Here is an 8,949-nt window from a genome sequence, read left to right on the forward strand (position 1 = left end):
TGCTTTCTATTTTATTGTAATTATTTGTGGAGGCTTCTAAAACACGGCGGCTGATAAATTGGCTGATCGATGACGTGGTAATACTGTTGGCCTTGGCAATGGTGGTTAGGCTAATCAGTGACGCTGAAGCTACCCAATGGCAACTACGGCTGGCTTCCTTGGGGGCACTTTTTCTATACTATGTAAGTGGTGAGTTTTTTTTCCAGCGTAGCCTGGGTAAGCTACTCACGCGCACAATAGTTGTAAACAAACGGGACGAACGTCCTTCCCTGACAGCCATTGTCTTGCGGACTGTGTGTCGCTTTATCCCCTTAGAACCTCTAAGTATGCTGCTGAACACTAAGTATGCGTGGCATGACAGACTTTCAGGAACGAAAGTGGTATTTATAAACTATTAGCCTAGTTTTGGCCCTGATTTAATCATCGACCAATTCAATTTATCTCTTGTATGAAGCAACTTCGACAGTTTGCTATTCTTGCTCTCGCTTCTACCATCTTATCTAGCTGTGCGACGGTATTTGGTGGACCCGTTTCTACTTACCAGAAAACTAAGCCAGCAGCTGGCCAGCCCCAGCGTGATATTCGTGTAGGCGCTCTAGTAGCTGATATTTTGTTATTCTGGCCTGGCGCTGTTATTGACTTTGCTACTGGAGCTATTTATAAGCCCCAACCGAAGGATGCTACGCCAGCTGCTTCGCCCGCAACCACCCCGAACAAATAGAGCAATAGGGACACAAAAAAGGGTTACACGTACGTGTAACCCTTTTTTGTGTCCCTATTGCTCTATTTAGCAGAAAACCAACTAGCATATAGCACATAGTTATCGGCGGTGCGCTGAATGGTTGCCCGCTGCTCTTCCGTAACCGGTTTGATTTTGCGGGCCGGGATGCCGGTATACAAGTAGCCAGGCTCACAGTTCGTGTTTTCTAGTACTACAGCGCCAGCAGCAATAATACAGCCCTGGCCTACCACGGCGTGGTCCATCACAATGGCTCCCATGCCAATTAGCACATCATCTTCCACAGTGCAGCCATGTACGATGGCTTTGTGGCCAATGCTTACACGGGCACCAATCGTGGTTGCCGCTTTCTGGTATGTGCAATGAATAACAGCTCCATCCTGAATATTGGTTTTGTCGCCTACCCGGATGCTGTTGACGTCGCCGCGTACTACGGCATTAAACCACACAGTGCAGTTTTCGCCTAGCACCACGTCACCAACGATAGTAGCGTTATCGGCCACATAACAGTTAGCTCCTAGTTGGGGCAAGGCGCCACGAACGGGCAGGATGAGAGCGGGCATAAAATCAGTAATTGAGGTGAACATTTGAGGGAGCAGTATAGCGCTGCTACTACAAACGTACGGGGGAAACTTACTCTGAACGTATCCTCGTGCCGGACAATAGGCCTACAGCCAATTTTCTACTTACTTGCTGGCCAACTGCTAACTCCGGCAGCATTAAAGGCTTTTCACTATGCAACAGCCATCTTTTACCTCTGATAGTGAAACCCGCCAATGGGCCACTTTTCTGCACCTATCCTTACTGGCTGGAGTGCTGGTGCCGGGTGCCGGGTTTGTGCTGCCCATTGTACTGTGGCAGCTTAAGAAGAACGAACTACCTGGCATCGATGCTCACGGTAAAGTAGTGGCTAACTGGATAGTAAGCTCTCTGATCTATGGGTTGGTCTGCGGAATGCTGATTGTTTTCTTAATAGGGCTCCCGCTGCTGGGGCTTTTAGGACTACTAGGAACTATATTCCCCATTATTGGAGCCGTGAAGGCTAATAATGGTGAGTTGTGGACCTACCCGCTTTCTATTCGGTTCTTCTCGTAGCAGCAGTTAGCGCGTCAGCATCCGCTTCCAGGTGCCCTTCTCCCAGTTATACTTCATAGTACTAGGAAGGGCTTGCCAGAAATACTTGCTGGTTTCTACGGCAAAACTGGGCTGCATATAGCAATTGATAGTGCAGCCCTCGCACTGTGGCAAGCGCCCTTCCAGAGCCGCTAGTCGTTGCACCGGCTCTGAATTGTAGAGTTCATGCAGGCGGCCTTCAATGGGAAACTTCTGCTCCCCCAGATGATAACAAGGCAGTACCAACTCGTTAGAAGGCGAAATAACCAGCGTGGTACTAGCGGCTCGGCAGATGGGGTTGGCAACGTGGTTGCCGCCATCACGGCGCAATTGAATAAATGCCTCATTCAGATACACGCCTTTCCGCTTGCCAAAGCTGGAGAGGTAATCTAGTTCGGCAGCGGTTAGCTGCTCCCCGGTTTCTACGGTGTTGTACTCAAAGGCCGGGTTGAGAATCAACATCAGCTTGTTGGGCTGCGCGATGTCGCGGTATACAGCCTCCAAGTCTTTGAGGTTTTCCCGAAATACAGTGAACAGAATGTCTGGCCGCTCGCCTAACTCCCGCGCCACTCGGATGCTTTCCAACACAAAATCGTAGCAGGCTACGCCCCTACCTTTATCATGTACTTCTTTTTCCGAGGCATCTAGGGAGAAATGCAGCATGTCTACTTTACCACGCAGCTTTTCTGCATACTTAGGGTAGAGCAGACAATTGGTAGTAAGCGTTGTGATAAAGCCCATATCATGGGCTAGGCCTATAAACTCATGAATTTGGCGGTGCAGCAGGGGCTCTCCACCTGTAAAGTCAATTACTGACACACCTAGCCGCTTTAAGTCACGCAGATTCTGCGCCACGTCTTCCAGCTTGATATAGGGCGAGGGCTTTTCCCAAATATCACAGAAAGAGCACCGCGCATTGCACCGGTAGGTGACGTAGTAGTTGCACAGGACCGGGTGACGAACAAGACGCATAGGCGGGTAAAGGTACTGCACAACCGCAACTCGGGGGCGCATCCCATTTTTTCAAACAATATGCAGTGCAACCTTATTGTTCTTTTGCCGCTCTTTACGGAAGAGCTTATTGCTAGGCCAGTTACTCTAGGCACCTTAGCACTCAAAGAATACCGCAACCCATGCGCTATCTAAGGGGTCCGACTGGCCTACATTGTAGGCTAGCTATACCAGTTACTCTTATATCTGTTACACTCCTGATTCACAATTATGCGCTTTACTACTCGATTTGTATTGAGCAGCTTCATGCTAACTGCACTGTGCAGCAGCGGTTGCTCTGATGAGAACCCTAAGGTAGAGCCATCTCCTGAGGAGTTGATTTTTGGGCAGTTCTATGGCGAATGTTCAGGCGAGCGGTGCATTGAGATTTATAAGCTCGATGCCCAGAAGCAGGAACTATCAGAAGACGTTAAGGACATCTACCCTACCGTCAATACCCCCTATGTGGGTGAGTACGTGGCCCTATCCACCAGCTTTTATCGCCACGCCGAGGACCTAGGCCAGTCTGTTCCGGCTCAGCTACTGCGCGAGCCCAACGGTGCCATTGGGCAACCCGATGCGGGAGATTGGGGAGGATATTACTTGGAGGTAAATAAAAATGGTAAGCGAGGCTTCTGGCTGATTGATACGCAAAAGCGAAATCTACCGGCTTATTTGCACCCACTCGTTGATACCCTGCGGTCCCGGATAGATAAGCTTCCCTAGGCCACTATTCCAGTGTGCTAGTGTGGCAAAGCACCCCATGCCGTGTCCCACTTCTTGGGTGTAGCCGCCATAGCTTCCGCAGTAGCCGGGCCATAGTGCTCTAGGTAATAGTTGCAGAAGCCTTTCAGCGGACAACGAGCACAATCGGGCTTTGTGAAGAAGCAGACCCGCTGCCCGTGCCAGTAATTGTGCTTGTGAAAGTTAAGCAACACTAATGGATCTTTGGGCAGATGCTCCAGCAGCACCTTGTGCGCTTTATCGGCTGAGGCTTTGGGGCCAATCATACCCACTCGCTGTGCAATGCGGTGCACGTGGGTGTCAACGGGCAAAATGGGCTTGTGAAAGTTAAACAGCAGCACCAACGACGCCGTTTTGAGGCCGATGCCGGGCATGTCTGTCAGCCACTGCAAGCCTTGTTCTGTAGGCCACTCGCCTAAAAAATCAAGAGTAAATTCGCCTCTTTCGGCCTTAATGCGTCGCAATACTTCTTGAATGCGCGGAGCCTGTGTATCAGGCCAGCGCGTGGTCCTGATGGCGTGGGCCAATTCTGCGGTTGGCGCATCTAAAACCCCCTGCCAGTCACCAAATGCTTCGAGCATTCGGTCGTAGGCCAGTTCCTCATCGGCATGCGTAGTTCGATGCGAGAGGATAGTGGATATGAGCTCCCGCATGGGCGTACGGCGCGCATGCTCCAACGTCAAGGGCTCAAAGAACTCGTTCAGAATGAGATGATCTTGCCAGGTCTTTTCTGAGGCTGACGAGGTGTAGGTGGTGGGCATAGCCCGTTTACCGACTAGCCCGGCTGTAGGTTACGAGCTACGCGACGGCCTAGGCCACAAAAAAAGGCGACACTCTGAGAGTGTCGCCTTGTTCTGCACAAATTACTTGCGTCAGGAGTCGCTTAGATGGTGCCTTTCTCGGCAGCCTTCTTCAGCTTTTCGTTGGCATAGATGGCAATTTCTACGCGGCGGTTAGCTACACGACCTGCTTCAGTAGAGTTGTCAGCAATTGGCTGAGTAGAGCCGTAGCCTTTTACTGTGAAGCGCGAAGCATCTACGCCTTGCTGCTGAGCATAGTTAGCTACTGCCTGAGCACGACGCTGCGAGAGGGGGTTGTTGATGGCGTCGGTACCGGTGTTATCGGTGTGGCCTTCTACCAGTACGTTGGTGTCGCCGTACTTAATGAGGGTCTGAGCCAGCTCATTGATATTTTCTTCGGCAGTTGAGGTCAAAGCAGCCGAGTTTTTAGCGAACAAGATGCCGGAGTCGAAGGTAATTTTGATGCCTTCGCCTACACGCTCAACTTTGGCACCAGCCATTTCGCGCTTCAGCTCAGCCGCTTGCTTGTCCATCCGGCGACCAATTAGGGCTCCACCAGCACCACCTACGGCCGCACCGATGATAGCACCACCTGCCGTGCTGTTTTTACCGCCAATAACGCGGCCTAGTACGCCTCCCACAACGGCACCACCGCCGGCGCCCAACAAGCCACCTTTAACGGTTTTGCTCATTGGCTTCTTGGTGGTAGTGGTTTGCGCTTGAGCGAAGTTGCCGCCCAACAACAGCAGAGCCAGCAACAAAGTGAAATACGAACGAAGGGTTTTCATGAAGAAAGGGTTGAGTGTGTTGGTTTGATGAAGGCTTACGGTTTAGCGCTACAGTTGCGCGGTGCAAATATCAACTAAAACCGCTACAGTGTTACTGAGCATTTTGCAACCACCTTGCCAAAAACGTTTGAATGGGAAAAAAAATTATCCTAAAGGCTTCCTTGGCTTGGCAACCTTTGTTTTCCTCCCTCCTGCTTGCTAGGATAACGCCTTATTATCCATCTCTTTCACATCCTCACAACGCTACCTATTCCTTGAAAAATCATATTCATTTATAGACAGGGGCTGCAAGTACTACGACCCCGTGCAGCAGAAGCTATACCTAGCTATTGCGTGGCACACCCTTTTGTTTTGCCAGTCTGCTAATGCAAAAAAGAGGGCCACCTATACAGGTGGCCCTCTTTTTTAGCAAGGAGAACTAAGATTACAGACGGCCTTCTTCGGCAGCCTTCTTCATCTTCTCGTTAGCATAGATGGCAATTTCTACCCGACGGTTGGCTTGCTTGCCTTCAGCCGTGGTGTTATCAGCAATTGGCTGAGTAGAGCCGTAGCCTTTGGTAGTGATGCGTGAGGCATCTACTCCCTGTGAAGTGGTGTAGTTGGCTACTGCCTGGGCGCGACGCTCAGATAGCGGCTGGTTGATAGCATCAGAGCCAGTGTTATCGGTGTGGCCTTCTACCAACACGTTGGTGTCGGGGTACTTCTTCAGAACCTCAGCCATTTTTTGGATTTCGCTCATCGAAGCGGCACGCAAGTCAGATTTGTTGGTGTCGAACAGGATGCCGGAGTCGAAGGTAATTTTAATGCCTTCTCCTACGCGCTCAACCCGAGCGTTCTGCATGTCCTTCTGCAGCTCAGCCGCCTGCTTATCCATTTTGCGGCCAATGAGAGCCCCACCAGCACCACCTACCGTAGCGCCAATGATTGCGCCAGCAGCGGTGCCGCTCTTGCCACCAATTACACGGCCCAATACGGCACCTGCCACAGCACCACCACCAGCGCCCAACAGGCCACCTTTAGCGGTTTTGCTCATGCCCGTTTTACGCGGACCAGTACCGTTAGTATTAGCTTCCGGAATATTTGGGTTTCTAGTGGTAGCACAGGAGCTTACTAAAAGCACCAACGCCATCAGCAAAGTCAGAAGGGAATTACGAGATTTCATCAGAATGGAATTAGGTAAGCAGAAAAAGAGAGAGGTACTGTTGGGTGTGATTATTTACTTGAGTTAAACGGAAAAAGTTAGATAAATATAGGTCGCCCTATATTTAGCGGCGGGTAGGCCACTCTTTTCCTTAAATCAAGAAAGGCTTCTTTCACGGGCCGAATGCCCATGTAAGAAGCCTTTTCCAAAAAGCTTGCCGAAACGTAAGCTCCTGCTATTCCTATACTGCTGTTGATGCCGTAGCATCCTTTATAACAGGCACTTCTGCTTTTTGCAGCATAGTAAGCAAGTCGGTCAGTTTCTGCTTGAGGTCCTTGCGGTCCACAATGAAGTCCAGGAAACCATGCTCTAGAACGAACTCTGCGCTCTGGAAGCCCTTAGGCAAATCTTTACCTATAGTTTCTTTGATAACCCGAGGACCAGCGAAACCAATTAGGGCTCCAGGCTCAGCAATATTGAAGTCGCCGAGCATGGCAAATGAAGCCGTCACGCCACCGGTAGTGGGGTCAGTGAGCAGGGAGATATACGGAATACCGGCCTCAGAAAGCAGCGCTAGCTTAGCCGAGGTTTTGGCCATCTGCATCAGGGAATAGCCAGCTTCCATCATCCGGGCTCCACCAGAGCGCGAAATCATGAGGAAAGGGAGGCGGTTTTGCCGGGCATAATCAATAGCGCGAGCAATCTTCTCACCTACTACTGAGCCCATAGAGCCCCCTATGAATTTAAAATCCATGGCAGCTACTACTAGGCCTAGGCCATTCAGCTGGCCATGAGCAGAGCGTACAGCATCCTTCAAGCCCGTGGATTTTTCGGTAGCCGCTACACGCTGCGGATACGCCTTCGTATCCACGAAATTCAGGGGGTCAGCGGAATGCATATCGGCCGCCAGCTCCGTATAGGTCTGGTTGTCGAACAGAAAGTCAAAGTAGTCAGCCGCATCGATCCGGTCGTGATGGTTGCACTTGGCGCAAGTGGACAACAAGCGCTTGTGCTCGGCCATAGTAGCTACGGTTTTGCACTCGGGGCACTTATACCACAGGCCATCGGGCGTCTCTTTCTTTTGCTCCGTCGGGGTGACGATGCCTTTCTCTACGCGCTTAAACCAAGACATATATTCTTCTTAAATGAGACGTGAGGGGAGAAAAAGCCCGCATTGAGCGCACACTAAGCGGCCACTGCTGGGCTTTTTCTAAGGTGCAAGTTACAGTAGATTCCAAGAGTGGTGAAATAGTTAGTAGGAAATGGTCAGGAGGTATTGAAGTTCGGCTGGCTTCAGTGAGCCAAACAGCCTGGTACACCCTTACTTTCTTCTCCTCCACCGGTTTCTCTACGTCCTAGGCCAGTCTAGATTGCAACATGCCAGCAGAGTGCGTTACCTTGCCGCGGGGAAGATAGGCGAAGAGGCCTAGCTTGCTCAATTTCGGACTGAAACGTGTCTTTTCTGTGAAAAAATTTTCCTCTCTGGCTATTTGGGCCTTAGTAGCCGCCAGCGCCTTACCTGGCTGCGTGGCCTCCAAGAAATACGACGATCTAAAAGCTCGCCAGGCCTCTACTGAGCAGGCCCGCGCCGATATTGAACGCCAGCAGCGCCAGGCAGTGACGGAGCTAAAGAAAACCACTGATGAGCTGGCCCAGATGCGGCTGCAAAACCGCCGCCTCATCGATGACTCCACCGAAACCGGCCGCAACCTGCGCCGTACCCGTCAGCTCAATACGCAACTGACCGACTCCTACGATAAGCTGCTAAAGAACTCTGACCGCACCATTGCCGATAAAAACGCTGACTATAACAAGATAGCGAAAGATCTGGCTCGACGCGAGGCTGAGCTAGGCGAATTGGACACCAACCTCAAGAAGAGTCGCGCCGACATCGACAAGCTCACTGCCGATCTTACGGCCCGCGAGGCCCGTTTGGCAGAGCTGCAGAAAGCCCTAGCCCAGAAAGACAAAGCGGTAAACGACCTGCGCGCCAGCGTGAGCAATGCCCTGCGCGGCTTCAAAGGCACCGATCTGGAGGTGAAGATGAAAGACGGCAAAGTGTACGTGTCGCTGTCGGAACAACTACTGTTCAAAACAGGGTCAACTAAGGTTGACCCAAAGGGCCAGGAAGCCCTAAAGCAGTTGGCCGCCGCCCTCCAGAATCAGCCCGATGTAAATGTGGTAGTAGAAGGCCACACGGATAACGTAGCCTTTACCAGACCTACCGCTGCCATGCAGGACAACTGGGACCTGAGTGTACTACGCGCCACGGAAATTGCGCGCCTACTTACCACCGGCGGCGTGCAGCCCCAGCGCGTAACCGCCTCGGGCCGCTCCCAATATGTACCTGTAGCCGCCAACGATACGCCCGCTAACAAAGCCCTCAACCGCCGCACCGAAATCATCCTGACGCCCAAGCTCGACGAGCTTTTCAAGATTCTGGATACTAACTCATCCAGCGGACAATAGAGTTAGGGCACTTCAGGTTAAGAAAAGAGCGGCGCATACAGGGCGTACGCATCAAATTTAGAGGACTGCCATCCGGCAGTTTTCGCGGACGCAGGTTAAAAGCTGGCTCATATAGTCATCATTCCACCCTGCGTTTCGTCGTCGGGTGCGCAGACTGCCGGGTTG

11 protein-coding genes are annotated in these 8,949 nt (G+C 51.5%); 5 read left to right on the forward strand and 6 right to left on the reverse strand.

Features of this window, described 5'->3' with window-relative positions; translation table 11 throughout:
• Window positions 1–26 precede the first annotated feature (26 nt).
• Together EU557_RS26130 and EU557_RS19070 are read left to right on the forward strand one after the other, a co-directional pair.
• Window positions 27–398 (forward strand): RDD family protein, encoded by a 372-nt coding sequence (locus EU557_RS26130; RefSeq protein WP_135532059.1) that lies wholly within the window; start codon window positions 27–29, stop codon window positions 396–398.
• Window positions 399–448: 50 nt separating this feature from the next.
• Window positions 449–721: a hypothetical protein gene (locus EU557_RS19070; RefSeq protein ID WP_135532060.1), complete on the forward strand. Its 273-nt coding sequence runs from the start codon at window positions 449–451 to the stop codon at window positions 719–721.
• A 62-nt stretch (window positions 722–783) separates the two neighbouring features.
• Here EU557_RS19070 and EU557_RS19075 read toward each other — a convergent pair whose 3' ends face one another.
• On the reverse strand, window positions 784–1,302 hold the full coding sequence (locus EU557_RS19075; protein ID WP_135532061.1) for a gamma carbonic anhydrase family protein: 519 nt from the start codon (window positions 1,300–1,302) through the stop codon (window positions 784–786).
• 172 nt (window positions 1,303–1,474) lie between these two features.
• On the opposite strand from EU557_RS19075, the gene EU557_RS19080 reads away from it, so the two are divergent.
• A complete protein-coding gene (locus tag EU557_RS19080) occupies window positions 1,475–1,834 on the forward strand; it encodes a DUF4870 domain-containing protein (RefSeq protein ID WP_135532062.1) in 360 nt (119 codons plus the stop codon).
• 6 nt (window positions 1,835–1,840) lie between these two features.
• On the opposite strand, the gene EU557_RS19085 is transcribed toward EU557_RS19080, so the two are convergent.
• Window positions 1,841–2,824: a radical SAM protein gene (locus EU557_RS19085; protein ID WP_135532063.1), complete on the reverse strand. Its 984-nt coding sequence runs from the start codon at window positions 2,822–2,824 to the stop codon at window positions 1,841–1,843.
• A gap of 249 nt (window positions 2,825–3,073) precedes the next feature.
• On the opposite strand from EU557_RS19085, the gene EU557_RS19090 reads away from it, so the two are divergent.
• Window positions 3,074–3,568, forward strand: a complete 495-nt coding sequence (locus EU557_RS19090) for a hypothetical protein (protein WP_135532064.1) — start codon at window positions 3,074–3,076, stop codon at window positions 3,566–3,568.
• A gap of 17 nt (window positions 3,569–3,585) precedes the next feature.
• Here the strand turns inward: EU557_RS19090 and EU557_RS19095 are convergent, their stop codons facing one another.
• The 4 genes from EU557_RS19095 to accD all read right to left on the reverse strand — a co-directional run bounded on the left by EU557_RS19095 (window position 3,586) and on the right by accD (window position 7,447).
• On the reverse strand, window positions 3,586–4,347 hold the full coding sequence (locus EU557_RS19095; RefSeq protein ID WP_135532065.1) for an endonuclease III domain-containing protein: 762 nt from the start codon (window positions 4,345–4,347) through the stop codon (window positions 3,586–3,588).
• Window positions 4,348–4,469: 122 nt separating this feature from the next.
• The gene (locus EU557_RS19100) at window positions 4,470–5,174 is read right to left on the reverse strand and encodes a YiaD family glycine zipper/OmpA-like lipoprotein (RefSeq protein ID WP_135532066.1); all 705 of its coding nucleotides are present in this window, start codon (window positions 5,172–5,174) and stop codon (window positions 4,470–4,472) included.
• A gap of 424 nt (window positions 5,175–5,598) precedes the next feature.
• On the reverse strand, window positions 5,599–6,336 hold the full coding sequence (locus tag EU557_RS19105) for a YiaD family glycine zipper/OmpA-like lipoprotein (RefSeq protein ID WP_135532067.1): 738 nt from the start codon (window positions 6,334–6,336) through the stop codon (window positions 5,599–5,601).
• A gap of 220 nt (window positions 6,337–6,556) precedes the next feature.
• On the reverse strand, window positions 6,557–7,447 hold the full coding sequence (accD, locus tag EU557_RS19110; RefSeq protein WP_135532068.1) for an acetyl-CoA carboxylase, carboxyltransferase subunit beta: 891 nt from the start codon (window positions 7,445–7,447) through the stop codon (window positions 6,557–6,559).
• Between the two features lie 332 nt (window positions 7,448–7,779).
• Here accD and EU557_RS19115 point away from each other — a divergent pair, with 332 nt between their 5' ends.
• A complete protein-coding gene (locus EU557_RS19115; RefSeq protein ID WP_245326324.1) occupies window positions 7,780–8,784 on the forward strand; it encodes an OmpA family protein in 1,005 nt (334 codons plus the stop codon).
• The last annotated feature ends 165 nt before the right edge of the window (window positions 8,785–8,949 follow it).

The organism is Hymenobacter wooponensis (assembly GCF_004745865.1).
Taxonomy (GTDB): Bacteria; Bacteroidota; Bacteroidia; order Cytophagales; family Hymenobacteraceae; genus Hymenobacter; species Hymenobacter wooponensis.